Annotated in this window: 20 protein-coding genes and 1 tRNA gene; 16 read left to right on the top strand and 5 right to left on the bottom strand. The window is 56.7% G+C overall.

From position 1 onward, the window contains the following. Positions 1-90 precede the first annotated feature (90 nt). The 4 genes from Q4E11_RS02515 to Q4E11_RS02500 all read left to right on the top strand — a co-directional run bounded on the left by Q4E11_RS02515 (position 91) and on the right by Q4E11_RS02500 (position 4,864). On the top strand, positions 91-1,245 hold the full coding sequence (locus tag Q4E11_RS02515) for a hypothetical protein (RefSeq protein WP_303163333.1): 1,155 nt from the start codon (positions 91-93) through the stop codon (positions 1,243-1,245). 106 nt (positions 1,246-1,351) lie between these two features. Then, the gene (locus tag Q4E11_RS02510; protein WP_303163331.1) at positions 1,352-2,281 is read left to right on the top strand and encodes a NaeI family type II restriction endonuclease; all 930 of its coding nucleotides are present in this window, start codon (positions 1,352-1,354) and stop codon (positions 2,279-2,281) included. Positions 2,282-2,445: 164 nt separating this feature from the next. Further along, positions 2,446-3,447 carry a DNA cytosine methyltransferase gene (locus Q4E11_RS02505; RefSeq protein WP_303163330.1) on the top strand — a complete coding sequence of 334 codons (1,002 nt, stop codon included), beginning with the start codon at positions 2,446-2,448 and terminating at the stop codon, positions 3,445-3,447. Between the two features lie 52 nt (positions 3,448-3,499). Beyond that, on the top strand, positions 3,500-4,864 hold the full coding sequence (locus Q4E11_RS02500; RefSeq protein WP_303163329.1) for an MFS transporter: 1,365 nt from the start codon (positions 3,500-3,502) through the stop codon (positions 4,862-4,864). A 6-nt stretch (positions 4,865-4,870) separates the two neighbouring features. On the opposite strand, the gene Q4E11_RS02495 is transcribed toward Q4E11_RS02500, so the two are convergent. Next, positions 4,871-5,836, bottom strand: coding sequence for a bile acid:sodium symporter family protein (locus tag Q4E11_RS02495; protein WP_303163328.1), 966 nt, complete (start codon positions 5,834-5,836; stop codon positions 4,871-4,873). A 670-nt stretch (positions 5,837-6,506) separates the two neighbouring features. Here Q4E11_RS02495 and Q4E11_RS02490 point away from each other — a divergent pair. Continuing rightward, positions 6,507-8,606, top strand: coding sequence for a DEAD/DEAH box helicase (locus Q4E11_RS02490; RefSeq protein ID WP_303163327.1), 2,100 nt, complete (start codon positions 6,507-6,509; stop codon positions 8,604-8,606). Between the two features lie 171 nt (positions 8,607-8,777). Here Q4E11_RS02490 and Q4E11_RS02485 read toward each other — a convergent pair whose 3' ends face one another. From Q4E11_RS02485 to putP, 3 genes are all read right to left on the bottom strand, one after another. Then, a complete protein-coding gene (locus Q4E11_RS02485) occupies positions 8,778-9,278 on the bottom strand; it encodes a DUF2269 domain-containing protein (RefSeq protein WP_303163326.1) in 501 nt (166 codons plus the stop codon). A gap of 85 nt (positions 9,279-9,363) precedes the next feature. Further along, complete coding sequence (locus Q4E11_RS02480) at positions 9,364-9,993, bottom strand: HNH endonuclease family protein (protein WP_303163325.1); 630 nt, start codon at positions 9,991-9,993, stop codon at positions 9,364-9,366. Between the two features lie 82 nt (positions 9,994-10,075). Next, positions 10,076-11,599 carry a sodium/proline symporter PutP gene (putP, locus tag Q4E11_RS02475; RefSeq protein ID WP_303163324.1) on the bottom strand — a complete coding sequence of 508 codons (1,524 nt, stop codon included), beginning with the start codon at positions 11,597-11,599 and terminating at the stop codon, positions 10,076-10,078. Between the two features lie 730 nt (positions 11,600-12,329). Between putP and Q4E11_RS02470 the strand changes: the two genes are divergently transcribed. From Q4E11_RS02470 to Q4E11_RS02425, 10 genes are all read left to right on the top strand, one after another. Further along, a complete protein-coding gene (locus tag Q4E11_RS02470) occupies positions 12,330-15,566 on the top strand; it encodes a DEAD/DEAH box helicase (RefSeq protein WP_303163322.1) in 3,237 nt (1,078 codons plus the stop codon). After that, positions 15,566-16,597, top strand: a complete 1,032-nt coding sequence (locus Q4E11_RS02465; protein ID WP_303163320.1) for a hypothetical protein — start codon at positions 15,566-15,568, stop codon at positions 16,595-16,597. The genes Q4E11_RS02470 and Q4E11_RS02465 overlap by 1 nt, the downstream gene beginning before the upstream one ends. 2 nt (positions 16,598-16,599) lie before the next feature. Further along, the gene (locus Q4E11_RS02460; RefSeq protein ID WP_303163318.1) at positions 16,600-17,775 is read left to right on the top strand and encodes a DNA repair exonuclease; all 1,176 of its coding nucleotides are present in this window, start codon (positions 16,600-16,602) and stop codon (positions 17,773-17,775) included. A 3-nt stretch (positions 17,776-17,778) separates the two neighbouring features. Further along, positions 17,779-20,436 carry an ATP-binding protein gene (locus tag Q4E11_RS02455; protein WP_303163316.1) on the top strand — a complete coding sequence of 886 codons (2,658 nt, stop codon included), beginning with the start codon at positions 17,779-17,781 and terminating at the stop codon, positions 20,434-20,436. A gap of 14 nt (positions 20,437-20,450) precedes the next feature. Then, entirely contained in the window at positions 20,451-20,930 is a 480-nt protein-coding gene (locus Q4E11_RS02450; RefSeq protein ID WP_303163315.1) for a MarR family winged helix-turn-helix transcriptional regulator, read from the top strand. A gap of 213 nt (positions 20,931-21,143) precedes the next feature. Continuing rightward, positions 21,144-21,593: a MarR family winged helix-turn-helix transcriptional regulator gene (locus Q4E11_RS02445; protein ID WP_303163314.1), complete on the top strand. Its 450-nt coding sequence runs from the start codon at positions 21,144-21,146 to the stop codon at positions 21,591-21,593. A 290-nt stretch (positions 21,594-21,883) separates the two neighbouring features. Then, positions 21,884-23,074, top strand: coding sequence for an ABC transporter substrate-binding protein (locus tag Q4E11_RS02440; RefSeq protein WP_303163312.1), 1,191 nt, complete (start codon positions 21,884-21,886; stop codon positions 23,072-23,074). A gap of 33 nt (positions 23,075-23,107) precedes the next feature. Continuing rightward, positions 23,108-24,256: an iron ABC transporter permease gene (locus tag Q4E11_RS02435; protein ID WP_303163311.1), complete on the top strand. Its 1,149-nt coding sequence runs from the start codon at positions 23,108-23,110 to the stop codon at positions 24,254-24,256. Next, the gene (locus Q4E11_RS02430; RefSeq protein WP_303163309.1) at positions 24,256-25,053 is read left to right on the top strand and encodes an ABC transporter ATP-binding protein; all 798 of its coding nucleotides are present in this window, start codon (positions 24,256-24,258) and stop codon (positions 25,051-25,053) included. Before Q4E11_RS02435 ends, Q4E11_RS02430 begins: the two co-directional genes overlap by 1 nt. Positions 25,054-25,119: 66 nt before the next feature. Then, positions 25,120-25,192, top strand: a tRNA-Arg gene (locus Q4E11_RS02425). A 181-nt stretch (positions 25,193-25,373) separates the two neighbouring features. Here the strand turns inward: Q4E11_RS02425 and Q4E11_RS02420 are convergent. Then, positions 25,374-26,399, bottom strand: a complete 1,026-nt coding sequence (locus tag Q4E11_RS02420) for a pirin family protein (RefSeq protein ID WP_303163308.1) — start codon at positions 26,397-26,399, stop codon at positions 25,374-25,376. A gap of 124 nt (positions 26,400-26,523) precedes the next feature. Here Q4E11_RS02420 and Q4E11_RS02415 point away from each other — a divergent pair, with 124 nt between their 5' ends. Next, entirely contained in the window at positions 26,524-26,928 is a 405-nt protein-coding gene (locus tag Q4E11_RS02415; protein WP_303163306.1) for a hypothetical protein, read from the top strand. Positions 26,929-26,942: the final 14 nt, after the last annotated feature.

Genomic DNA, 26,942 nt, shown 5'->3' with positions numbered 1-26,942 from the left:
CCTCACTTCCAAAAAAGAGACGCATTGATAAGCAGTCACTAATACACTGTGCCGTACACACTTTCTGTTCGAAATGGAGTACCGCACGATATGAAAAATTCGAAGAAGGCCGTCGTCCTAACCACAGCCCTGGCGGCCGCTGCGGGTGGCTTCGTACCGGGATTGGCGCCTGCCACCGCAGCACCGACGAGCTCGGATGTGGTAGTTGGTCCAGGCTCGCCGATGCGTATGCCGTTCCCCAGCAATGAGAAGGTCGAAGGCCGCCACGTGGGAACGCCAATGTGTTCGCTGGGCGTTCCGGGAACAATCGTGGATCAGAACGGCGTATCTCACCGCGTGATTATGACCGCTGGTCATTGCGTCATGGCTGAGGACATGGAAACCGGTGAGAAGGTCACTGGCCAGTTCTACATTCCCACCAAGGATGGCGACAAGCTGCTGAGCAAGGACTGGGTCGGAACCGACATCATGCCGAGTGAGTCGGAAATTGAGGCAACCGAAGACCCGGCAGAGTTCTTCAACATGCTCTTCAACAGCCCAGACTACGGTGTCATCGAGGTTCAGGATGATGTGAAAACCACCTCGATGTCTCACTCCGTTGACGAATTCGGTGGTGTCCACGGCGAGCCAGTGCAGATCGTAGGCATTGAAGATAAGCGCACACTGGAGCCGATGGAGATTTCCATCGATAACCTCGGTGAGCCAGTGTGCACCGATGGTTCTCGCACTGGTCGCGGCTGTGGTTTCCAGGTATTCCGCGTTCGCAATGGCGTGTGGGCAATCTCCCCGATTGACCACGGCGATTCCGGCGGAAATGCGTACAACCCGGAAACCCGCGAGGCCATTGGCGTCAACTCCATGGGCATTGGTCCGCTGAGCCGCTTCCAGCCAATCGATGTCGCGCTGGAGGAACAGTACGGTATTCCAGATGGCCAGGTCAACGACCACTTCAAGGTGGAAACCGCCACCGAGCCACAGTCTGAGTTCCGCACCATCGAAGAGGACTCGCAGTTCACCCTGGAGCACACCAAGCCGGAGATGCCGGATCTTGGTCCAATTGGTGATTTGATTCCGGAAAGCCCAGCGCTTCCGGAACTGCCGGAGATTCCGGAACTCGATTCCCCGAATCTGCCGATTGCTGGCGCTGAGACCGCTCCGCAGCTCAACGTCTCCAACGTCCGCCAGCAGGCTCACGACACCGTCAACAACCTCACCTCTCAGGCAGGTCTGCCGAGCCTGTTCTAGTCGGCTCGCCGTAGTCTCACAGATACGGTCTTTGCTTGACGACGAACCCAGCAACCCCCTTCTCGCCAATGCGGCGGGGAGGGGGTTCGTAGTTTAAAGTTTATTTATGCAAAATACTTTGAATGGTTACGATCCTGAGGTTGAAAAGATACGGTCGCTAATCCGTGAAGCTGACCCTAATGGGGATCGATTCGCCAAAGTATTTAGGGAGACCTACTACCTGCTATATAACGGCCAGAAAACGGGCCGCTATCGTTGGGAGCAGCTGTACAAGACTGAGAAGACTCATTTCGGCACATTAATTGAAATTGCTATCCGGCATGAGTTTTCAGATCTGATTGACGACGGTATACAGAAGCACCTTGATTATCGGATCGGTGGAATCGATGTCGACTGCAAGTTCTCGATGAACAAGGGGGCCTGGATGATCCCTATTGAAGCCGAGAATGAGATCATTATTGGTTTGCATTCGTCTGATGAAGATTCCTGCTTCAGTGTTTGTGTCGAGCGAGCGTCTTCGGACAAATTAACTAAAGGTGGGAATCGAGACAGAAAGCGTACGTTTACTCAGGCGGCAAGATCTGGCATTGAATGGATTTTTGACGATGCCCCGCTTCCTGTCAATCAACTGCTTCATTTGTCTGATGGAGCACGTGCGAAGATTTTTGCTAATCGTTCTGGCCAGGCGCGTGTTAATGAGTTTCTTCGACAGGCGCTGGGGCTGGTTATTAATAGAGAAGAAATTGCGACTGTAGCTCAACAACGTGACTATATGAAACGAGTGCGTGGCAATGGTGGTGCGCGAACTGCTCTGGCTGCTGAGGGGGTAATAATTTTGACGGGGGCGTACAAGCGGCAGATGGAAATTGCGCAGCAGTTGGCAGGGGTGTACTTGTGCACCGATGAGCTGATTGCACTGAGGGTTGTGCCGGTTGATGATGTATCTAGCCATGGGGCCACTGCTCAGATTGACGGGCAAAGCTGGCGTCTGGCATCGAGTGCTGATCCAGTGGTGCAGGCACCTGTAACCTTCTAACCAGGGGTGTTGACCTGTAGGTCAATTGGGATAGTAGGGTAGATAACGCTATCAAGCATGGTGTCGAATGGGTGTTCGAATAGCATCTCTTGGTGAATCCGAACCATCAGATAGCTTCCAGTTCGAAGGACCATTGGCTGGCGATGTAGGAGGTGGCGTTAGAGATGAGTGGATTCACATCGCTAGAGATTTGCGCCGGTGCTGGCGGCCAAGCTTTGGGGCTTGAGCAAGCCGGTTTCCATCATGTTTGCACAGTGGAAAATGACCCTGATGCCTGCAACACACTTCGTCTGAATAGAGATAACGACCTCGTTCCGGTGAAAAAGCGTTGGAACGTTCGCGAAGATGACGTTCATAATCTAAACGGTGCGGATTTCAGAGGTATTGATTTAGTAGCCGGTGGTGTGCCATGCCCGCCGTTCTCAATTGCCGGAAAACAGCTTGGTGCCGATGATGAGAGAGACCTTTTTCCGAAGGCGCTTGAAATCATTGCTTTGGCAGATCCGAAGGCTGTGCTGTTGGAGAATGTGAAGGGACTATCGCAGCCGCGATTTAAGACGTACCGTGCATCAGTGTTGAGTGAGCTTCATAGGCTCGGGTATGAGCCGCATTGGCGGTTGATCTATGCTTCGGAGCACGGCGTGCCACAACTTCGTCCTCGATTCGTGCTGGTTGCCGTAAAGCAGGAGTTTGCTCCGTTTTTCCATTGGCCTGAGCCACAAGGCCAAGCGCCGACTGTTGGTGAAACATTGTATCCGGAGATGGCTTCTCGAGGTTGGCCAGGCGCGGAGAGCTGGGCTGAGAATGCGAATAAGATTGCGCCTACTCTAGTAGGTGGCTCCAAAAAGCATGGTGGACCGGACGTAGGCCCCTCGCGTGCAAGAGAAGCTTGGGCCAAACTGGGAGTTAAGGGATCATCTATTGCAGAGCATCCACCTGCAGCCGATGATCCAGTTGATCAGCCCCCAAGGCTCACAGTAGCTATGGGTGCACTGATCCAGGGCTTTCCCCCGGAGTGGAAAATTTCTGGAAAGAAGACTGCTGCTTGGAGGCAGGTTGGCAACGCGTTTCCTCCGCCAGTAGCAAGGGCTTTGGGCAACTCAATTTCGAATGCGTTGAATAAGACTGCAGTACCGGTGTCGATTCAAGAGGTCATCGCCGTTTAAGGTTTTAGTCTTTTGATGATTTCGGTCTGCTAAGCAAGAAAGGACCGTTACCTTGTCACCTTCCCGTTCGCGCGACATGCTTCGTCGTAAAGCAAAGTGCGAATCTCAGCCAGACATTTCGTCCGAGGTGGGAAGTAAAACACAAGTTTCGGCACCTGAGCCGACCGCGCCGGATCCGAAGAAGCAGCCAATTCCTCGGGAAATCTGGATTTTGGTCAGCGCGGCGTTCATCATCGCCCTGGGCTTCGGTCTGATTGCACCGATTCTGCCGCAGTACGCGCGCAGCTTCGATGTGGGCGTGTTCGCGGCCAGCTTCGTGGTCAGCTCGTTTTCCATTTTCCGGTTGATCTTTGCGCCGGCGTCGGGCTCGTTAGTAGAGAAGATTGGATACCGTCGCACGTATCTAACGGGCATTAGTATCGTCGCTATCTCGACGTTGCTCGTGGGCGTTGCGCAAACGTATTGGCAGCTGCTGGCGTTCCGCGCGCTCGGTGGCATCGGTTCGACGATGTTCACGGTCTCGGCAATGGGGCTAATCGTGCGCATCTCGCCACCGGCGATTCGTGGTAAGAGCTCGGCGGCCTATGGTTCGGCATTCCTGCTTGGCAATATCTTCGGGCCAATCATCGGCGCTGCAATGGGTGCGTGGGGTATGCGCGTGCCGTTCTTTATTTACGGCGGTGCGTTGATTATCGCGACATTCGTGGTGGGCACAATGCTCAGCGCTGAGCATTTGCGCCACGTTGTGCCCAAGCGCACCTCGCCGGTGCTGCGCTTTAGGGAGGCAATTAAGGACTCCGCCTACCGCAGTGCTTTGGTCTCGGCGTTTGCCAATGGTTGGTCCAACTTCGGTGTGCGCGTGGCAATTGTGCCGCTTTTCGCTGCGGCAGTACTCTCTAGCGCCAGCACTCCGGAGCCGGGCAGTGATGGGGCAGTGGCGGCAACTGCGACAGCAGGTTTTGCGTTGACGGCCTTCGCAATCGGTAACGTCACGGCACTGCAGTTTTCCGGTCGTCTGTCTGACCGCATTGGCCGTCGCCCGCTGTTGATTACGGGCTTGCTTATCAACGGTGTCTTCACCGGTGCCATTGGCTTTAGCAGCGGCGCAGTTCCGCTCCTCGTTCTGTCCGTTCTCGCGGGCTTCGGCGCCGGCATGATTAACCCGTCGCAACAGGCCGTGCTTGCCGATGTCATCGGTGCTAACCGTCAAGGTGGCAAGGTGCTCGCCAATTTCCAGATGGCGCAGGATCTCGGAGCTATCTCGGGCCCGCTGATTGTCGGCGCAATTGTGGACGCAGCTGGATTCAAGGCAGGTTTCGTGGTCTGCGGTGTGATCTCGCTAGTTGCGATGGTCGGCTGGATCTTTGGTCGAGAGACGCTACCGACGCATTCGTCCAACCACGTGTTGAAGCCGTAGACGGCGCTAGGCGTCCAACTTTTTGTCTTCATCCAGCTTGCGGCAAATGGCTACGTAAATAGCGCCGGTGATGTTGTGCACCACGGCGGCCACCGCACCCGGCAGCGCCGCTTCAGGAGTAAAGAACTTCGCAGACATACCAGAAGCCAAACCAGCGGACTGTGTGCCCACTTCTACTGCGAGAGTGCGCTTGCCGGAGGTAGGCATACCCACCAGTCGGCCCGCGAGGAAGCCCAGCACATAGCCCAGAATGTTTTGGACAATCACTGCGACAAAGACAATCAAACCAATGTGCGCCAGGCTCTCGGCATTTTTGGCGACAGCGCCGAAGACGACGCCACCGATTCCCAGGATGGAAATCCACGGCAGAATCGGCAGAATCTTGTCAATAAATTTGTCCGCCACAAAGCGAATTGCCAGGCCACCAATCACCGGCAGTAGGACAGTCTGGCACAGCGACCACGCCATCCCCAGTCCGTCGACCTCCGTGTGCGCGTCGGCAAGCATGAGCATGAGAAACGGCGTCATGATTGGCGAGACCAGCGTCGACACACTGGTCATGGCGACGGACAGTGCGACGTCGCCGCGCGCGAGGTACGCGATGACGTTCGAGGACGTACCACCGGGGACGGATCCGAGCATCAGCAGACCGACGGCGAGTGCCGGGTTGAGCCCCAGCATCTTCGCCACGGCGATGGCCAGCAGCGGCATAATCACAAACTGTGCGATGACACCGAACAGAATTGCCAGCGGACGCTTCGCCACTTGCTTGAAGTCCGGGATGGTTAGGGTCAGTCCCATCGCGAACATGATGATCATCAGGAAGTAATTGATGTAGTTCGTCAGCGGCGTAAATAGCGCGGGGAAGAAGAATGCCAATGCCGAACCCGCCAGAATAAAACCGGGGAAACCGAGAACTTCAATCAGTGCCGAGGCTTTGGACGGCTGATTTGGGGTCTCGTGAGTTCCCATGTCATTCCCAGATGGAATCTGGTTGGAATGTGGGTTTTGTGGGCAGCTCTCGGGGGATGGTGACTTTGCTGAAGAAGGTGGGGTAGTGCTGGACATGTTTTCTAAAAGCCTTGTGTCGTTGGGTTTTAGCGCCAGATGGTGGGTGTTCCGAAAGCGGCAAATAATTGATATGTGTACAAATCTGTAAACAAAATGTTAACTGCGTCACCCCCTGTATTTGCAAGGCGATTACCCTGAAGTGGGTGCATTTTCATCGCTTTACGACGGCTGTAGCGTTTCAGCCGGGTTGCGTCAACCGGTAACCCTGATATGTGACATTGCCTACCTGGAATGGTTTTTTATGCGGTGGTGGCGTAGCCTAACAAGTCGGTGTTTAATGCTGTCGACTATGTCGCAGAGATTCTGACAGCGGTAAAAATGTGCTGGTGAAACGCTAGATAGTGCATAGTGCATGAGCGCGCGTCCGCCGTGAGTGGCAGACAAAATCTGGGAAGCGATGCGGACGCGAATTTTTTGAAATATGTGCAGTTAGCGATGTCATCGCTGTACCGATGTGTGAGCACTTAGGAAAAATAACTATCGATTGGGCGGGTCAAGATGTGCGACCCATTTGTGAGTAAAAACTGTGAGTAATGAGTGTGCGGGCAATAAGGCCCAGGAAGAGCCCCAAATGGCCAATAATGAAATGAATGACAGCGTCGACGAGGTCCGCGAGGAAAACCGCGAAGAAAACCTCACCACAAAAAATGAGGACGTAAACGCCAAGGTCGACGAAGTGCAGGCCAAGGCCAAGAACAACAACGCTGAGAACAACAACGCTGGCGATGCCAAGGAAACCGAAGAACGAGTCGGTTTTGAAGACCTCAACCTGCCAGAGGACATTGTCAATGCTGTCCGCAAGGTTGGATTTGAGACTCCATCGCCAATTCAGGCAGCAACTATCCCGACTCTGATGACCGGCCGCGACGTTGTCGGCCTGGCTCAGACCGGTACGGGTAAGACCGCGGCTTTCGCGCTGCCGATTCTGGCTCGCATTGACCGCTCCGTGCGTGCACCGCAGGCACTGGTTCTGGCTCCGACTCGTGAGCTGGCGCTGCAGGTCGCGGACTCTTTCCAGTCCTTTGCAGACCACCTGGGCAAGATTCACGTCCTGCCGATCTACGGTGGTCAGGCATACGGAGTACAGCTGTCGGGTCTGCGACGTGGCGCGCAGATTATCGTCGGCACGCCTGGTCGTGTCATCGACCACCTGGAGAAGGGTTCCCTGGACATCTCGGACCTGCGCTTCCTGGTGCTGGATGAGGCCGATGAGATGCTGCAGATGGGCTTCCAGGAGGATGTCGAGCGCATTCTGGCCGACACTCCGGATGAGAAGCAGGTGGCACTGTTCTCCGCAACGATGCCGGCTGCCATCCGCCGCCTGTCCAAGCAGTACCTGTCGGAGCCGGAAGAGATTACCGTCAAGTCCCAGACTCGCACGGCCGACAACATCCGTCAGCGCTTCCTGATGGTCAGCCACCGCAACAAGCTGGACGCTCTGACCCGAATCCTCGAGGTCGAGGAATTCGAAGCGATGATTATGTTCGTGCGCACCAAGCACGAGACTGAGGAGCTTGCCGAGAAGCTGCGTGCCCGTGGTTTCTCCGCAGCCGCCATCAACGGTGATATTCCGCAGACCCTGCGTGAGCGCACCATTGACCAGCTCAAGGACGGCCGCCTGGACATCCTGGTGGCAACTGATGTCGCCGCTCGTGGCCTGGACGTCGACCGCATTTCGCATGTGGTCAACTTCGACATCCCGCACGACACCGAGTCCTACGTCCACCGCATTGGTCGTACCGGTCGCGCTGGTCGCTCCGGTGAGGCGCTGCTGTTTGTCACTCCGCGCGAGGGCCGTCTGCTGCGCCAGATTGAGCGCGCCACTAAGTCCCAGCTGCACGAGATGAAGCTGCCGACCGTGGACGAGGTCAATGAGTCCCGTAAGCAGAAGTTCTCCGATGATCTGACCGAGGCCCTGGCCGATCCGCAGGTGCCGGTGTTCCGCGAGCTCATTGAGGAGTATGCAGAGGAGCACGACACTCCGCTGGTGGACATTGCCGCTGCAATTGCCGCACAGGCACAGTCCGGTGACTTCCTGATGAAGGAACCGCCGCGTGGTCGTCGCAATGACCGCGACCGAGACCGCTTTGAGCGCGACCGCAACCGTGGTCGTGACGGTCGCTCCCGCGGTGAGCGTGGGCAGGGCAAGCGCGCTGATCTGGTCGAGTTCGATCGCGAGGGCACTGCCACCTATCGCATCAACGTCGGTCGTCGTCAGCACGTCCGCCCGGGCGCTATCGTCGGCGCGATCGCCAACGAGGGCGGCCTGTCTTCCAAGGACTTCGGTCACATTGACATCCGCGGCGATCACACGCTGGTCGAGCTGCCGGCAAACCTGCCGCAGGAAGTCATTGACAACCTCGCCGACACGCGCATCTCCGGTCAGCTGATTGGTCTGACGCTTGACGACGGCACCTCAGTTGATGACGGCGATGGTTACCGCGGCGGCCGCGGTGGATACCGCGATGATCGTCGAGGTGGCCGTGGCGGTTACCGTGGCGGCCGTGGTCGTGGTGATCGCCGTGGTGGTCGTGGCGGTCGCGGTGGCTACCGCGGAGACCGTGATGGCTTCGGTGACCGTGACCGTGGAGACCGCGGCGGCCGTGGTCGCGGCGGATACCGCGGCGGCCGTGATGACCGTCGTGGTGGCTTCCGCGGGGGCCGTCGCTAAGCCTTGCCTGCCCGAGGCCCTGACGCAGAGTCTCGATTGCGCATAGCAAAACTGCCGGTGTGTAGGAACGTCGAGCCGTGATTTCTTGGCTTTATAGTTCCGTCCACACTGGCAGTTTGTTTTTTATGTGCCGCAAACCGGCTGCGGCACAAACGCTCTATTGCGCGCTGATTAGATGAAGAACATCAAAATGCCGGCGATAACCCACAGCAGGGAGAAGATGCCGGAGAACATAGCCAGCTGGCCCTTCTGCTTCTCCCAGTCCAGCTCCTCGGCCTTCTTGCGACGCTCAACGAACTCCGGATCATCCAAATCCTCGTCCTCACCAGCGATGCCGAGACCAGCCATCATCAGACGCTGACGCGGGATGACCAGGAAGAACAGCAGCGCCCAGGCAATGATGGCCAGCAGGATAGCGGCGTGCATTGCGCCGGACTTCATGTAGGTGGACACATCGGTGAACATGACACCGAAGCCGAGCAGCGGCACCAGCAGCGACCACATACCGTACGTGCGCGAAATGGCGTGCATGGTGCGAGCGGCGCCGACTGTTCCAGCCTCTCCGCCGCGGGCTGCAAGCGCGAGCTTCGGGAACATCGAAATTGCGACGGTCACCGGTCCCAGCAGCAGAATTGCCGCCAGAACGTGAACCATAAGAACTACGTTTTGCACGTATAACCTTTCCACGTCTATCAATGAGCCCCGAGTAAACGGGGTAAAAATAGCCTTGTTAGCGAAAACAAAGGCCCCACCTAACTTAACGCGCTGCGTCTGCTTTTTCTATTCCGCATGCTGTGGCTATGGCCTCCCAATCTGCAACGGAGACTGGTAAGTCCCACTTAATCGCCACGGCCAAATAGCGGTGCGAATAGTTGCAGGCTTCGTCAGCTTCGGGGAGCCATTCCGCAGGGCTGGCATCGCCCTTGTCACGATTGACCGCGCTTCGAGTGGGAACGAGGTTTGCCGCCATGTCGTTGCCAAATTCTCGACGCCGCGAATTGTCCCAAGCGTAGGCACCAAAATCCCACGCGGCCGCCAGCGGATAGATGTGGTCGATATCGACCTCGTGGGATCCGACCGGGTCACCGGTATAGGGGTCTGGGATGTCGCGCTGGGTGCCGTCGTCAAGCGAACATGCGGTGCCCCCAAACCACGTCGCCAGTACCTTGTCGCGCGTATCGCAGTCGGCGGGACCGTCCCAGACGGAGAAACGCTCGCGTTTGTAACCGGTAACGGTGGGGCGCGCGGTGACGACGCGAACTCCGCGTAGCTGCTTTACGACGGCTTCTGCGTCGGCCTGGGCAGGGGAGTGGACCAGGGCGCGCGTAGCCGAAAAGGAGAGGATGAACAGGGCGAGAATGAGAGTGGAAAATAAAAAAGAGCGCATATCTAGTTGGGCGCGAAACTTGCCGTTTCGGTTCCCTTTTAGATATGCGCTCTACAAGCGTTCGGGGGTAGCGAACTAGGTCTTAAACAAGAGCCTCAGTCGCTGCGCGATCGAACTCTTCGCGAATCTTCTGACCCGGCTCCTTGGTTGCCAGGGTGACAACAACCATGACGATGGTGGCTGCCAGGAAGCCCGGAACAATCTCGTAGAGAGTGTCGGTCAGCGGGCTCATGCCCCATGCGAAGGAGACAACTGCACCGGTGATCATGCCGGCAGCAGCGCCCGGAACGTTCAGGCGTGGCCAGTACAGAGCGGCCAGCAAAACCGGACCGAATGCGGAGCCGAAGCCTGCCCAGGCAAAGCCGACCAGATCCAGAATGGAGCTGTTCGGGTTAGCTGCGATGAGTGCGGCGATAACAGCAATCAAAGCGACCGCCACGCGGGAGAGCGTCATGTAGGTCTTCGGACGCAGGGACTTATTGACCGTTGCCTTGAACAAGTCCTCAATCAGCGCGGAGGAGGACACCAGCAGCTGCGAGGAAATCGTGGACATGATGGCAGCCAGAACTGCGGTCAGAATCAGACCTGCAATCAGCGGGTGGAACAGGACGCGAGTCATGTCCAGGAAGATGGTCTCGTAGGACTGAGCGTCGGTGACGGACGCATCCGGGTTGGTGGTGAAGAAGACCGTCGCAGTCAGCGCCACGAAGACGGAGCCGACCATGCACAGTGCCTGCCAGCCGACGCCCCAACGGCGTCCCTCGGTTGCGTCCTTCGCGCTACGCAGGGCCATGAAGCGGACAATAATGTGCGGCTGACCGAAGTAGCCGAGGCCCCAGCCCAGTAGACCGATGATGGTAATCAGCGGAATACCTGCAAATGGGTTGAAGAAGTCAGGTACCGGCTGGCCTTCGCTACCCGGGTACGGGTTCTCAGCGGCGAAGCTGAAGATCTCGGAGAAGGGCGTGCCGTTGCTGGTCAGGTAAATGATGCCGGCAATCGGGACGGCCAGCAGCGCGATGAACATGATGATGCCCTGCACCGTATCGGTGTAGGACACTGCCAAAAAGCCGCCGAACAGGGTGTAGGCGACGGTAATAGCAGCTACTAGCAGCATGCCGGTCAGGTAGTTGCCCCCGAAGGTGGACTCCCAGTAGCGACCGCCAGCGACCATACCGGAGGAGACATAGAAGGTGAAGAACAGCAGAATAATCAGGCCAGCGGCAACGCGCAGGACCCTGGACTTATCGTGCAGGCGGTTCTCCAGGAACGACGGCACGGTAATCGAGTTACGAGCAATCTTGGTGTAACTACGCAGACGCGGGGCAGTGAACTTCCAGTTCATCCAAGCTCCCACTACCAGACCGATTGCAATCCAGGTCTGGTTCAGGCCGGACAGGTAGATGGCACCTGGCAGACCCATCAGCAGCCAGCCGGACATGTCTGACGCGCCTGCTGACAGCGCCGCGACAAATGGGTGCAAGCCACGGCCGCCAATCATGTATTCGTCATACTCTGCGGTCTTCTTCCACCCGGTCCAACCGATGTAGATCATCAACAGCAGATAAATGACTAGCGCGATAATGAACCATGTGTGTTGGTCCACAGGGCAACTCCTCATTCATTGTTGTGTGGTCATTTCGGACTCGCGCTCTCACATGGCACACCGACGGCACACCAGCGCATAGCATTTTGCTTTACGACGTAAATTGCGCTCTCATAGCTGCCCTTCACACGGTGGCGGACAGCATTTATCGCGGTCATCACCTGGTGGGTGCCTGCAGATGCCTGCGGCGAATGCCGACCTTTGGGCGACTCCAGGCGACATCCGGTGATTTCCAGCGACTTTTGGCGACCGTTGGCTAGGCCGCTGTTAGTCCGTAATCCGTACGTGGGCCTGGCCAACCTGAAGGGGGACAAAAGCCCACCCTGAAAGTCAACCGCGAGAGCGAAGTATTACGCGAGTCACACAGATTTACTTTTCGTAGCTCATAAGACGTTTGCATGTGACGCGCTGCATTGCAAGGTAAACGCCGAAGAAAGTTCGCATAAAAATCGGTTAAGAGTGGCCAAACATCGTGTAGAAGCGGGGTTTTGGATATTTTTGAAAATTTATCGAATTGGCATCAAATTATCAGGAAACCCCATAAATACTTTTAGTGGCGAAGGTAAAAACACTGGTACTTAGCGATGTCAATTCGAACATGTGTTCTAGTATTGGGGGTGTGATTACAGGCGGAGTCCGGGGTGCGTGGCACAATCATCATGGAATCGAAAGCGTCCCCGTGGCGCTGTAGAAGCTACCTAGTTAATTAGTCACCAGTAAGAGCACGGCAGTGGGGGAGGAAGTAATGGAAGAAGTTGCTCAGCCAGCGGCACCGTTGCTACTGCATGCGGTCTGGAAGGAGGATTCGGGTCTCCACCTATGGGTAGAGCGGCCGGAGGGGCACCGCATTATTTCAGAAGTGGACTTGTTGGAGGTCCCGGCTCATCAGCGGCGGCTTTTTGCTGTCCTCGACCAGGGGCAGAGGGCGCAGCTGTCTTTAAAGCTGCGAACGCCGAAGGGGCGGCCGGTGGAGAAGGTTGTACCAACCTGGTCATTTCCGCCTTGGTCGGCGGTGAAAGTGCTGGTTTCTCTCCAGGAAGATGTCACGTCTGCTGCCATGGCACCGGACTTGCGCTTCTTCGTTGACGTGGTGCGTGGGTTAGATGTTTTCGCACGCTCTGGACGGGCATTAATTGCTCTGACGTGGGAGGACAATCAGTGGTGGCCAACGTGGCGGATGTCGGAGGGGCTTGCTGAAATTGGTTGGCAGACTCAGGTGATTTCTCGGACGCCACCGGTATTGATTGATAACGGGGGCGCGACAATCGCCGAAGACTTCATCAACCGGATGTTCCATTGGGTGACTAATGCCCTGTTGTCAGATCTCGATGAACCAGCACCGCAACGCCAGAACTTTGTGCGTGCGCTGCTGCAGTCGGAGGCACTTGACCGTGCGGCACCTGGAATTGCTCAGGCTCTTGCTCGTTGGCGGCTGTCAGCTGACGGGGAAGATGTCCGCCTGCAGTTTATGATTCAGGAACCAGTTGGTTTTGAAGGACAATTGGAAAACCTGCCAGATGCGGATTTGCCACAGCTGCTTGATATTCGTGGCCGCGAAGACGAAGCGGACCAGGCAGTAACGCGCTTTCACCCGCGTGCTGCTGTAGCGGACCATGAAACGCTATGGCCACTGCGTATGTATTACCGCGTAGGCGTCGCAGCTCCGGAGCGGCTCAATCCGGATATGTGTCGGCGTTCGGTACTGTCGCTGCTCCGCCCCCAATTGCTCGATGCCCAAGAGGCATTCCCACCGTTGAAGGAAGCCAAATCTGCTGGTCCTGGGGCTGGGCTGGACTTGTTGCTGACCTCGGAGCAATTGGTAGACCTCATGAGTAACGGCGTCTCTGAGCTGGCGAAGGTCGGTATTGATGTCATGCTGCCGCCAAATTGGAAGACTGTGGAACCAACATTGCAGCTTCATACATCGGTGCCACAGCTTGATCCCACAGGGCCAGCAGGCCGTAGAGCAGAGCCAAAGCTCGGCTTCGACCAGTTGGTGGATTATGAGTGGAAGCTGGCGGTGGGCGACGCTGTGCTCACTGAAGCGGAGATGCGTCAGCTCGCAGCATCGAGCACGGGGCTCGTGCGCCTGCGTGATCACTGGATTCACGCCAATCCCACAGTGGCTCGAGAAGCCCTCAAGTTCTTAGTGGAGCAAACTAAGGCGGGCGAGGAAACCGGTCGCGGACAGGCCACTTTAAAGGAGCTTGTTTTTGACGGCGGTATGGAAGCCAAAGCGCCGGCGCCGGTGCCAGTTGCTCCACGTGACCCATCGTGGTTGAAGGCATTGGTGTCCAAGTATTCAGAGGGCACACCGGGAGAGTCCGAAAAGGTGGAGGTGCCACCGACCTTTACTGGGCAACTGCGCGACTACCAGCAGCATGGTGTGGAATGGCTTGCCGATATGTCACACCGCGGTTTTGGAGTCATTCTCGCCGACGACATGGGGTTGGGAAAGACTATCCAGATTCTGGCGCTGTTGGAATACGAACGGTGTCGTCGTGAAGCAGCTGGCGGAAGTGGCGGTGCAGAGCACAAGACATCGTTGCTGGTTGTCCCGACCGGTGTGCTGCGAAATTGGGCTGCGGAGGCAATTAAGTTCACCCCGGAGCTGAAAGTGGGGCTGCTCCACGGGTCGGGGCGTCCGCACGGTGATGACTTACAGCGCTTTGTCGCGGAGCATGATGTTGTAGTGACCACCTATGGTGTGGCGACGCGTGACCGCGATGAGTTGGCGCACTTCCAGTGGGATCACATTATTGCGGATGAAGCGCAGGCCATTAAGAACCCAAATGCGCAGGTCTCTAGGGCGTTACGGAGCTTGCGCTCCCGGCACAATATCGCAATGACGGGCACGCCAGTGGAAAATGATTTGGGTGAGCTGCGCGCGATTATGGATTTTTGCAATCCGGGCATGCTTGGCTCAGCCAATGCGTTCCGCAATAAGTTCGCCATTCCCATCGAACGGGATGGCAACGCCGAGATGCTTTTGCAACTGCAGTCAATTACTGCGCCGTTTATCCTGCGCAGGCTGAAGTCTGACCCGAAGATTGCGCCTGATCTGCCAAAGAAGAATGAGCAGGTTGAAATGGTTCCGCTGACAGCTGAACAGGCGTTTTTGTACCAAGAAGCGGTCCGCGATTTGGAAGCAAAGCTCAAGCGCGCCAAAAAAGGCCGGACGGGCAATTTTGGCCGCAAGAGTGTCATTTTGAGCGGCATCATGAAGCTGAAGCAAATTTGCAATCACCCAGCTCACTATCAAAATGATGGCTCTGGTTTGCTGGACCACGGCAAGCACCGCTCGGGCAAGGTCGCTCGGTTGGAAGAGCTTGTTGATGACATCGTCCAAAGCGGTGAACGCGCGCTGATTTTCACGCAGTTTGTGGAGTTCGGAAAAATGCTCGCGCCGTATTTCAGCAAACGGTTGGGCGTGGACATCCCATTTATTGAAGGTTCAATGACACCAATGCAGCGTGAACGCGTGGTGCAGGAGTTCAATTCTCCCGAGGGGCCGCCGATTATCCTGCTGTCCACTCTTGCCGCGGGCGTCGGCATTAACTTGGTGGCGGCAAACCATGTCATTCATGTTGATCGGTGGTGGAACCCGGCGGTAGAAAACCAAGCAACCGACCGCTCCTACCGTATTGGTCAGAGCAAGGACGTCCACGTTCACAAACTGGTCAGCGTGGGAACGCTCGAAGAGCGTATCGACGAATTGATTTTTGAAAAATCGGAACTGGCAGATGCAGTCGTGCGCGCTGGAGAGACCAAGTTGACGGAGATGGATTTCCACCGACTTCGTTCCCTGTGGCAATTGGATAAGGAGAAAATTAAAACACTGCGGCAGGAAATGAATAAGAGATCGGCGTTGGAGGCAGCAGCCCAGCCGGAACCCGAACCAGAGCTGGAGTCCGAGGAAATTCCAGATAACGTTACGCCGTTTACATCGCGGAAGAGGTGGTACTGATGGCCGACAATGAGGATGTGACATGGGGCGACAACGTCATCTACGCCGAGTTCGGAAAAGGTCCTTCAGGTAAACGCCGCGGTCGGCGGTCGAAGGTTCGTCCAAAACCACCAACCAGCTCGACGATTGAGAAGCTCCTTGCCACTCAGGATTGGGCAGGTGCATTCACTGCGCAGCCGAGGAGGGGAACCACAGCTAAGGCTGCGGTTGAACCGCGTACGACCTTTGCCAGGTGGATTTGGGAATTTATTATCCGAGGCGCCGACGCAGGTCGTGTCCACCGAGGAGAAAAGTACCGCTTTGATGGAAATGTACTTGGCATTCGCGTCGCCGAAGGCTATGTCATTGGGGAGGTCCAAGGCAGCCAGCCCGAACCCTTTTCAGTGTTCATTCGCTTTCCGCGCAGGGACCACAAGCAGGTCGAAGAGGTCCTGCGGTGGTTGGTCAACAACCCGTCATCATTTACTGAATTTGAACGCGGTGAGTTGCCATTCGCGCAGATGGAGAAACTTTTCTGCGACGGTGATGAACATGTCTACAGCGAATGCACCTGTCCGGATCCAGCTCCAGTGTGCAAGCACACCGTCGCAGTGGCAGCTCAACTAATAGCTGAAATTGACCAAGACCCGTTGTCGTCAATGCAATTGCGCGGGTACACACAGCGAGAGCTGCAACGCAGGTTGCAAGAACTCACCGCACTGCGCAACCGAAGTGCACCAAAACGGCTGGGGCTTGGCGGCGTTGTGCGGGAAGAAAATAAGGACAAGCCGCAGCCCGAAACGGAATCCAGCAATCAGGAAGCAAACCTTTTTGCAGTTGAAGCCGATTATTGGGGCAATGACTTGGAACGTGTCGAAATACCGTCGTTGGACATCATCGAGCCGTTGGTCGTCACAGATCGAACTTTGCTTCACGACGCGCTACAGCCGGCCTGTGTAGTTTCGAGGGAGACAATCCGTGCCGTCGCTGACCTGGAAGATTGTTGGTACCACTTGCAGCAGTCACTGAGCCTCGGGCAGAAGGAGCTCTAGAAATGAAATTCATTCATACATCAGACTGGCAACTTGGCATGACTCGCTGGTTTTTGGAATTAGACGGCGGCGAAGCACAGGCCCGTTTTAATGAAAGCCGTCTAGATGCCATTGACCGCATTGGCGAGTTAGCCACCAGCGAAGATGCTGAATTCATCGTTGTTGCAGGTGACGTGTTTGATTCCAATACGCTGCCGGAGAAGGTATTTCTGCGAGCGCTGGATAGAATCGCCAAGTTGCCCGTGCCGGTCTACCTCCTACCAGGCAACCATGATGCGCTGGATGCTTCGTCAATCTACCGTCGTAAAGCGTTTGAATCCCTTGAGCAGCAGGGAGTTTATGTGCTGCGAGACACCAATCCCATAGCAATTCGTGAGGGCGTGGAGCTCGTTGGTGTGCCGGTGCGTGGCAAGTATTCGGCGGATGACATCGTGGCGGAGGCTGCTGCGGAGCTCGAACCGACGGATGGAATTCGTGTCATGGTGGCGCACGGTCAGGTGGAGGGCTTTGGTGATGAAGGTGGTGCCACGATTGATCTGGCCAGCCTTGAGCACGCCATAGAGCGAGGCGCCCTGCATTATGTAGCGCTTGGGGATTCGCACTCGACAAGTCAGCTCGACGGCTCTGGGCGCGTGTTTTTCTCCGGGGCGCATGAGACCACGGCGTATGACGACAAGGAGCGGGGCTCGGGCAACGTACTTGTTGTGGACATCGCAGAAAGCGGACCTGATCGGGGCGAGGTGACTGTGGTCCCGCACCGAGTGGGAAAGTGGTCGTTTCACGCTATTGATATGCATATCTCGAGTGCGGAAGATGTTGACGCATTCTTCGCTGAGCTTGATGGGATCGAATCCAAAACTGATACAGCCGTGAAGTACTCCCTGCGTGGCACCGTCACGCTGTCGGAGTCAACCAAATTTGAGTCTCGTCTTGAGCGCTATCAGCAACTTTTTGCGGCACTCTATCGTCGCGGTAGCGGCAGCGACCTGACCGTAGTTCCGTCAGAAGGCGATATTGCCAATCTCAATCTCACTGGATACCCGCTCCAAGCTGCGGAAAAACTCAGTGAAATCAGTAAGGGGCGCACTGAAACAGGTGTGCTGATTTCCGAAGCGGATGCCACGGCAGCCGCCGATGCACTGCGGTTGCTGGCTCGGTTGGTCGGAGAAAAGGAGTAACTCGTGCGCTTTCACGACATCGAATTACAACATGTACGCGCAATTGATTCGCTTTCGATTACAGGGCTGGCGAATCGCGGTGTCACGGTTATCTCTGGCGAAAACGAGTCCGGTAAAACCACTATTGCGAAGGCAATCCACGTTGCTCTGACGACAAAGTGGAAGTCCCGCGCAGCCGAGGCAACGAGTTTGAGCAGCCATCACAGTCAGGAGAAGCCACGGGTCAAGGTCCGTATGGAGCTTGATGGCTACGAGTTCACGCTCGACAAAATCTTCGGTACCACCAAAGACACCGGCACCATCGTGACGGTACATTCTCCGACGGCTGAGGTATTCAAGGATGACCAAGCCGAGGAATGGTTGGCGGCCCGCATGCAAAGCGCGGATACCAAGAACCTGTGGCAAGTATTTGTCGCCGAGCAGGGGCAGGCACAAAAGACCTTGTCCCTCGGCGGATTTGCCCATGTCACCAGCGCTTTGCAGTCAGCTTCCGGTCAGCGCTCCGACACCCCGGAGGAGATTGGGCTCTTCGAGGCTGTCCAGGCAGAGTACGACCGGTACTACCAAAAGAACGGTAAAGAAAAGAAGCTCCTTACTGAGGCTGACGCACAGTTGAAAGATGCTCAGCAGGCTCATGCCGAAAAAGCGGCAAAGGTGAAGGAATTCGACTCGCTAAACGTGAAAGCGGCTCGGAATGAGGAAAGCCAGCGCAATCAGCGCGAGTTGCTCCCGGAGGCCAAGCAAGAGGTTGATCGGTGGGCTGCGGCGCTGGAAGAGCTTGAGAAGTTCCGCGACGCCGTGAACCAGGCTACGGAGGTCTCGGTTGCCTCAAGTAAGCTACTGGAGTCAGCGAAGGAAGCCAAGGTTGAGCGAGAGAACCTCATTGAGAAGGCAAAGACAACTGCAGATGAGGCGGCGGCAAAGGCCGCGAAAGTTGCAGAGCTCAAAGAGTCCTTCGAGGCAGAATCTGCTGCACTGAAAAAAGCACAGGAGTCCCGCGATGCCGTAGCACATACCTACCGCGAGGCGCGCAAACGCGAAGAGCTCGCCGCAGCTGAGGTGACTTTGGGGGAGAAGCGGAGCTTGGTGGCGGCGTTGTCGCAGCGCGTTGGCAAGGTTGAAAAGCTCCGTGAGCAGTTAGCCGAGCACAAGGAAGTCATCGCTCGCAATAACGTGACTGATACTGCACTCGAAAAATTGCTTGGCTGTGAACGAGAGGTCACAACGTCTGCTGCAATTTTGAAGGCTTCGAGTCCGAGTGTGCAACTGACAGCCAAGAAGAAAACGCAGGTCACAGTTGATGGCGAAAGTGTAGAACTGTCTCCGGAGGCTGAGGCGGTTGAAAGGGCAGTAACTAAGCCGCTGGCAGTTGATGTCGGAGATGTGACAGTTGCCATTCAGCCCGGTGATGGATCGGAGTCCCACCAGCGCAGATTGGAAAAAGCAAAGCAGCTGATGCGGGAGCAGTTAGAGGCTGCAGGAGTGGACTCGGTTACTGCGGCGCAGGAGGCGCATTCGCGACGTCGTGAAGCAGAAAAAGCGAAGTTCCAAGTGGAGGCAGCTATTGATGCTGTGTCTGATGGTGCGGAATACCATCAGCTCACCGAAGAGCTGGATAACGCGAAGGAAGAAGTGCGTGTTTATGGCGAGCGTTACCGCGAGCTTGCGGGCGAAGAGGCTCCGGAGAACATCGATGTAGCGGAAGCCAAGGAACGGTTGGAGGCTGCAGGAAGACAGCGTCGGGAAGCAGAAGCAGAGCGTGATAATGCCGATTTGCGCTTGTCAAAGCTGGAAAAGCGTCCTGCGCACGCTGCCTATACAGAGGCCAGCAGTCAGTTGGAAGGTTTGCGCTCGACAGAGAAGGTGTGGTCCGAATCGCTGATGCAAGCGCGGGAGAAGGCAACTGACGCTGCAATTTTTGCAGCAGTTGAAAACCGGCAGCGTGACTTTGAAACGGCAGAGAAGCTGCTTGCTGAAAAGCGCACTGAGCTGGCAAAGCGGGATGCTGACGATGTGGAGGCCTCTCTGGCCGGTGCACGACAGCGAAAGGAGACCCTGGAACAGCGTCTGGCGAAGTTGGAGCATGAGCGTCAGGAAATCGCAGTTCATCTGGAGTACTTTGTCAGTGCCAATGAGGATTTGGCAGCTGCGAAAAGTGCGGTGCAGCGTGCAGAGCGTAAACAGCAGTCGCTGCGTAGGCGAGCTTTAGCTGCGAAGGTACTTCACCAGGCCATGTCGGAGGCGCGGTCTGAGTCGCGCGATGCGCTGGCGGAGCCATTGCTGCGAAAGATGGATGAATACGGTGGCAGCGTGTTCGGTCCGGGCACCGAGTTTGTGATGAATTCCAACCTGGAAATTGAGTCTCGCTCCAATGCTGATGGCAAATTCAAGGTCACCGAGCTGTCGGGTGGTGCGCAAGAGCAGCTGGATATTTTGTTGCGTTTGGCCGTAGCCGGTGTGATGGAGGGCGGCCAAGGTGCGCCGGTGATTATTGATGATGCGCTGGGATACTCTGATGAACACCGTTTGCGGAAGATGAACAACGCTCTATCTAAGGCCGGCCGAGATATGCAGGTCATTGTTCTCACATGCGATGAAAGTCGATTCGATCGCGTGACAGGAGCGGAGTTTTTGCAAATTCAAGATTTAGTCTCTAGATAGTATGCTCGGTAAACATGCAAGATATCCAGTGGTTAACTGAGGAAGAACAGGGGCTTTGGCGTTCAATCCTGAACGCAAAAAGGGCTGTTGATAGGTCGATTGACCTGCAGTTGCAAGATTCTCTCGATATCTCCACTGCAGATTTTTCGGTTCTTGTCGTTCTTTCCGAGGCCGAAGGTCATGTAGTGCGCATGCGTGCCCTCTGTGAGGCCCTCGACTGGGATCGCAGCCGCATGTCGCACCAAATCACTCGCATGGAGCGTCGCGGGCTGGTCACCAAGGAGCGCTGTGCCTGCGACAATCGCGGTATCGATGTCGCATTGACTGATCATGGTCTGAAGGTTATCCAGCAGGCGGCACCGAGCCACGTGAATCTCGTGCGCCACGTCGTGTTTGATGTTCTCGGTGAGAATATTGATTACCAGGGAATTTCTGCAGTGTTAGACAAGATTGCAGAGACCGCCGACGCAGAGCGTGAAAAGCTGGACTCGTAGTTAGCGTAGGTCAGGTTCGTAGCTAAAGGTTGCGAACCAGCATCTACGACCACAGGGTTCCGATGCACACACGCGGGTCCGATGCGCACGCGGGGAGGGGGCGGGGCGTCATCTGCGTGCCCCACGGGGGTTTAAGGATTCCGCAGAATTCTCTAACGCTTATTCTCGCAATTGCCTTCTGTGAACAGGCTTGCACCATTAGCCTAGGGAAGTATGAACCCAAATGAGTGGCTCACTGATGACGAACAGAACTTCTGGCAGACGATGGTGCAAACCTTCCGCGAGGTGGAGCGCAATATTGAGCGCAGCCTACGTCAGCGGACAGGAATGACTTTCGCAGATTTCACGCTGCTTATCGCATTGCATGAGACCGAAGATGGAATCCTGCACGTCGACCAGATTTGTGACCGTCTGAAGTGGAACCATCCTCGCGCCCTGCTGCATACCAATCGCCTGGAAAAGCGCGGATTTATTCACACCGAAGAACATGGTGAAGATCCCGATTCCGATTATGTTGTTGTCCTCACCGGTGTCGGTCGAACGGTATTTGCCGAGGCAGCGCCGGATTATGTCGACACTGTCCGCACCGAAGTTATCGAGCCATTGGCGGATGTTGACCGCGAAATGATGATGAAATGCTTCCACGCGGTCCTTGGGAGGTAGTAGTTGTGGCCACGCTCGCTCGCCCGCTTGCAGCTAAGACCCATGCGCCTTGCTGCATAGCGCTGATGCTCTCAAGCGCACCTACACCCATCAATGGTTAGTTTTTACCCCCACGAATTTCTTAAAGCCCTGCTCAACCAGTTGGTAGAGCAGGGCCTCTTTTCTATCAATAAATTGAAATGTAAGGTAAGGCACGCCTAAGGCTAAAGGGTTAGCAAAGGGTACCCAAAAGCCAATAATCCCATTTCTGAATCCTAGAACTAAACAACTAACGAGGAATTCGCACACCGATGAAACTGACCAAGACATTCGCAGCGCTCGGCTGCGCGGCCTTGAGCTTCGTTGCCGCAGCGTGCGGTGCCGACGCAGGATCCGCAGAGCAGAGCGACAAGGCAGCAGGCGCAAATGGTAACGGAGCAGCTCTCAGCGTTACTGATGTAGCCGGCCGTACTGTTGACTTCGACAAAGCGCCCGAACGAGTTGTGCTCGGCGAAGGCCGCGCAATGTTCGCTACCTCGCTTTTGAATAAGGACAATCCAGGTGAAAACATTGTCGCAATCGGCAGCGACCTGCACCAGGCAGCCCCATCCTTCGAGGCCAAGCTCTTTGAGGCCAAGCCGGAGCTGAAAGATCTGCCGACCATCGGAAGCATTGCCAAGGGCGATGTCACAGTCGAAAATCTGATTGCGCAGAAGCCCGACGTCGTGGTGATGACACTGGACCACAAGAAGGCTGCCGAACAGTCCGGCTTCCTGACCAAGCTCGACCAAGCAGGCCTGAAGTACGTCTTCACCGACTTCCGCCAGAAGCCACTGGAGAATACCTCCAAGTCCGTCGAACTACTCGGCCAGATTCTGGGTGAAGAGGACAATGCCAAGAAGTTCACCGATTTCTACACCGAGCGCGTCAACGAAATCACCGAGCGCGCCGCAAAAATTGACGACAAGCCAAAGACCTTCATCTGGCGTGCAGCCGGCATGAAGGACTGCTGTGCCACTGTCAACAAGTCCAACCTCGGCGATCTGGTCACCGCAGCTGGCGGCGAGAACCTCGGCGACAGCCTGCTGGATACCGAATCCGGCGACGTGACTGCCGAAAAGGTCCTCTCCGTCCAGCCAGAACAGATCATCGCCACCGGCGGTTCGTGGGCGCTCGACCCGAAGAAGCCGGAAGTCCTGCCGCATGTCGAACTGGGCTACACCGCCGAGCCCGCAACCGCCGAGCGCACCCTCGAAGGGCTGCTCAAGACCCCGGGCTTTGACACTCTTACCGCGCCGAAGGATGGCAATCTCCACGCCGCGTTCCACCAGTTCTACGACTCGCCATACAACGTCTTCGCCCTGGAGCAGTTCGCAAAGTGGCTCCATCCGAACGAATTCGCCGACCTCGACCCGGCCGCCGACTTCGCCAAGTTCCACGACGACTACCTGCCGTTTAAGTACAGCGGCACCTTCTTCACCTCCTTGGAGCCCACCAAGTAACCCACCGACATCACCCACAAAGTCAGGATTTTGATGACGTACACCGACCTCCGCGCGCAGGGCGCATCGCTTGACGACGGCCCCAGCGAGCACACCTCCACAAACACCAGTGGCACGCCTCAGCGGCAACAGGCTGACAGCCAGCCGGACTCGGCGACACGCTACCGACGTCGTTCAGCGAAGAAACTCTTCATCATTGCTGTACTGACCGGACTTGCTGTGTGTGCCTTTGTCATCGCCACGATTGTGGGGCCGGTGCCGCTAACGGTGGGGGACGTTGTGCGCGGCATCTTCAATCCGAGCTCCGTCGATGAGACCACGCACACTGTGCTGTGGAAGCTACGCCTGCCGGCATCGGTCATGGCGGTCCTGATTGGTGCTGGACTCTCGCTGGCGGGCGCGCAGATGCAGACCATTCTGGACAACCCGCTTGCCGAGCCCTTCACCCTCGGCATCTCTGCAGCCGCTGCCTTCGGTGGTGCGGCCTCGATTGTGCTGGGGTGGGTCATCATTCCGCATGCGCAGTTCAATCTCGCAGCGGTGGCGTGGGTGTCATCGATCATTGCCGTCGCCATTGTCGCGGCCGCATCCGTGTGGCGTGGCTCGGGTAAAGAATCGATGATTCTGTTGGGCATCGGCTTAGTGTTCCTATTCCAGGCACTCCTGGCGCTGCTGCAGTACCGCGCCACCACCGAGGCTCTGCAACAGATTGTGTTTTGGACGATGGGCTCATTGCAGCGCGCAACGTGGGTGGCCAATGGCATCATCGCAGTCTCACTGCTTATCGCGATTCCGTTTACCATTCGCTACGCCTGGGCACTGACTGCGCTCCGGCTGGGCGATGCCCGTGCCAAGGCACTCGGTATCAACGTCGATCGGCTGCGCATCGCAACCTTGGTTGTGGCCTCGCTACTGGCTGCAACCGCAGTGGCCTTCGCCGGCATTATCGGCTTCATCGGCCTGGTCGGGCCGCATATTGCTCGCATGCTGGTCGGGGAGGAACAGCGCTTCTTCGCGCCTGCTTCCATGGCGGCCGGTGCAGCGCTGCTGGCGGGCGCACACGCAGTTTCCATCACGGTGGTTCCGGGAGTAGCGGTGCCAATCGGCATTATCACCGCGATTGTTGGTGTCCCATTCTTTGTCGGGCTGATTTTCATGCGCAAGAGGACGGTGTGGAACTAATGAGTGTTGTCCTTAATGTCAATGACGTGGTTGCCGGCTATGGCAGGCGACAGGTCTTGCAAGGCGCGTCGTTAAGCACGCTGAAACCGGGGACGGTGACGGGCCTGCTGGGGCCAAATGCGGCGGGCAAATCGACGCTGATGACAACCCTTGCGGGGATTCGCAAGCCGATGTCCGGCGAGATTGCCGTGACTCGCGACGACGAGCGCATTACTGGCTCTGATCTGCGAAACGTCGTGGGCTATGTCCCGCAGGACCTGCCCTCTGGGGCATCGCTCACCGCCTTTGAGTCGGTGCTGGTCTCAGGGCGACGCGCCGGGCGGCTGCGCGTGCGCGGCACAGAGATTGAGCACACGGCGGCAATTCTTCGAAAAGTCGGTATTGAGCACCTTGCCGACCGCTACGTCGGTGAGCTCTCCGGCGGTCAGCGGCAGCTGGTCGCGGTTGCGCAGATGCTGGTGCGCGACCCGGAGGTCATGCTTCTCGACGAGCCCACCTCCGCCCTCGACCTGCGTCATCAAGTGGAGTTGCTGCAGCTCATTCGCGCGGAAGTCTCCTCCCGGAGCTGCCTCGCGCTGGTCGCCATTCACGATCTCAATCTCGCCGCCCGTTACTGCGATGAGGTCGTCGTGCTTGCCGACGGTCACGTGGTGGCCCAAGGAACGCCTGCTGATGTTCTCACTCCGGAGCTTCTGGCTCGCGCTTATGGAATTCGGGCGCGTGTTCTGGATGATGGTGGCGTACCCGTGGTGTGCCCAGTCGCAGAAGAAGCTACTGCTGATGTCTTTGGCGCGTAGTAGGGGCATTTAGCTAATCGCAATGCGCTAGTGGTAACATCCATGTTCGTTGCACTAGTTGCATGCGCCCCCGTAGCTCAGTGGATAGAGCGCCGGTTTCCGGTACCGAAGGTCGGAGGTTCGACTCCTCTCGGGGGCACTATTCATCCCTTAAGCGATTGGGTTTCCCGGTCGCTTAAGGGGGTTTTTGCGTTTGGCGGGGGCTGCGGGGCGGATCAGCCTGGACAAGGACGGCTTCCGCTTCACCAAAACGGGTTTAGTGTGCAGCGACAGGCTGCTGGTGAAGCGCAAGCCGTCCCCGTCGCGTGCGTGATGGCCGATTAATTGTCCGAGGGGCGACGAACCGTGCCATCGGGATAGCGGGCAAAGCGGCCCTGTTCAAATGGCGCGACCGGATCGGTGGAATCAAACGGCCATGCGCCAAACTCGCCACGCTGGTAGGCATCGAATGCCGCAATGAGCTCTTCGCGGCTATTCGCAACAAATGGGCCGTGCTGATAGACGGGGGCACCAATTGGTCGGCCTTGGAGGACAAGTGCGAAAGCGCCATTGTCACCTGCAGCGATGTCCACAGGTTCAGTTGAGCGCAGTACTGCCCCTTCTTGCTTTAAGGTCTCACTGTCGACAGTGAGGCTGCCGCGCAGAGAGTAGAGAGTGCGAATCGTCTCTGCATGGTTGGTTGGCGGCAGAGTCAGCTGCGCGCCCGGCTGCAGGCGCAGCACCCACACGGCAACATCGGAATCCGGGTTGGAGGCCCAGGACTCCGGCGGTGGTGCAAGTGGCTGAGTATCGCCGAATGCGCCGGCGATGACCTTTACGTCGTAGCCGTTGCCATTGTCATCAGTGCCGGTAACGTGTGGAGTCTCCTCGGCCCAAAACATCTGGAAGTGTGGCTTTGCGCGCTTGCCCTCCGGCGGCAGGTTCAGCCAAATCTGGAACATGTGGTGGGGATTCGGGCCGTCGCTATGCAAGAGTGGGAACATCTCTGCGTGTGCTGTACCTGCGCCTGTGGTCAGCCACTGCGTGTCGCCCTCACCGTAACGAGCCTGTGCGCCCTCGGCATCGGTGTGGTCGACAAAGCCTTCCTCGACGATTGAGATGGTTTCAAAGCCGCGGTGCGGGTGAGAGGGGAAGCCGGGAACGGTCGTGCCGTGGTACATGGACCAGCCGTCCTTTTCGGAAAAGTCCATGCCGATATTGCGGCCGAGAAGTGAGGCATCGGGGGTCATAGTTTGACCCTTGGCCTGCGGGTATAGGTCATAATGGTGGACGGCAAACAGAAATGGGTCCATGCCGGGAAGTTGTGGATTACCGGCTACCGAAAATTTTTGAATGATTGCGCTCACGACGAACTCCTTTAACCTGCTGGTCGGTTAGTCTCATTTTGTACAACGCAATGTTGACATGTCAATATTCCGGCAGTCTGTTGAAACGCTGTGACGATTCGGGGGGGGGGCTAACCTGGAAAATATGACGAAAGCGCAAGTAACACAGAAACAGCCCAAAAGCTCGAGCTCGGTATGGGGACAAGCAGTAATCTATGCTGCCATTTTCGGGTTCTTGTCCGGAGTCATTGCATGGGCGGGATTGACAACTAAGTGGGCTTTTCCCGGTGTGTTGCTACTAATCGCGGTTCAGTTCGTTTTTGATTACCGCAATAGGGAAGGGGTCTTTGACTCGAACTGGGCGGACAATGCCTTTAAATGGGACAAGAAAGCGAAACAAAGCTGGGGCGCCGTCCTTGCGCTGGTTGCTGTGCTGCTGATTGCGCCGAATGTGCCGCGGCACAATGTTGGCGCTACCGCCGCGGTGACAATCGTAGCGGTAGCGCTGATGCTCTTTGTGTCAGTTAAAAAGTACTGGCCAGGGAAATAGTCGCGATAGCGGCG

The organism is Corynebacterium sp. (assembly GCF_030532195.1).
Lineage (GTDB): Bacteria > Actinomycetota > Actinomycetes > Mycobacteriales > Mycobacteriaceae > Corynebacterium.
This window is presented reverse-complemented; position numbering and strand designations above follow the sequence as displayed.

Coding starts and splice junctions, on each gene's coding strand:
- Q4E11_RS02480 (WP_303163325.1), bottom strand. CDS start 9,993: ATGCGCTCTTTTTTATTTTCCACTCTCATTCTCGCCCTGTTCATCCTC.
- Q4E11_RS02495 (WP_303163328.1), bottom strand. CDS start 5,836: ATGGGAACTCACGAGACCCCAAATCAGCCGTCCAAAGCCTCGGCACTG.
- Q4E11_RS02415 (WP_303163306.1), top strand. CDS start 26,524: ATGACGAAAGCGCAAGTAACACAGAAACAGCCCAAAAGCTCGAGCTCG.
- Q4E11_RS02460 (WP_303163318.1), top strand. CDS start 16,600: ATGAAATTCATTCATACATCAGACTGGCAACTTGGCATGACTCGCTGG.
- Q4E11_RS02440 (WP_303163312.1), top strand. CDS start 21,884: ATGAAACTGACCAAGACATTCGCAGCGCTCGGCTGCGCGGCCTTGAGC.
- Q4E11_RS02505 (WP_303163330.1), top strand. CDS start 2,446: ATGAGTGGATTCACATCGCTAGAGATTTGCGCCGGTGCTGGCGGCCAA.
- Q4E11_RS02510 (WP_303163331.1), top strand. CDS start 1,352: ATGCAAAATACTTTGAATGGTTACGATCCTGAGGTTGAAAAGATACGG.
- Q4E11_RS02435 (WP_303163311.1), top strand. CDS start 23,108: ATGACGTACACCGACCTCCGCGCGCAGGGCGCATCGCTTGACGACGGC.
- Q4E11_RS02515 (WP_303163333.1), top strand. CDS start 91: ATGAAAAATTCGAAGAAGGCCGTCGTCCTAACCACAGCCCTGGCGGCC.
- Q4E11_RS02465 (WP_303163320.1), top strand. CDS start 15,566: ATGGCCGACAATGAGGATGTGACATGGGGCGACAACGTCATCTACGCC.
- Q4E11_RS02490 (WP_303163327.1), top strand. CDS start 6,507: ATGGCCAATAATGAAATGAATGACAGCGTCGACGAGGTCCGCGAGGAA.
- Q4E11_RS02450 (WP_303163315.1), top strand. CDS start 20,451: ATGCAAGATATCCAGTGGTTAACTGAGGAAGAACAGGGGCTTTGGCGT.
- Q4E11_RS02445 (WP_303163314.1), top strand. CDS start 21,144: ATGAACCCAAATGAGTGGCTCACTGATGACGAACAGAACTTCTGGCAG.
- Q4E11_RS02430 (WP_303163309.1), top strand. CDS start 24,256: ATGAGTGTTGTCCTTAATGTCAATGACGTGGTTGCCGGCTATGGCAGG.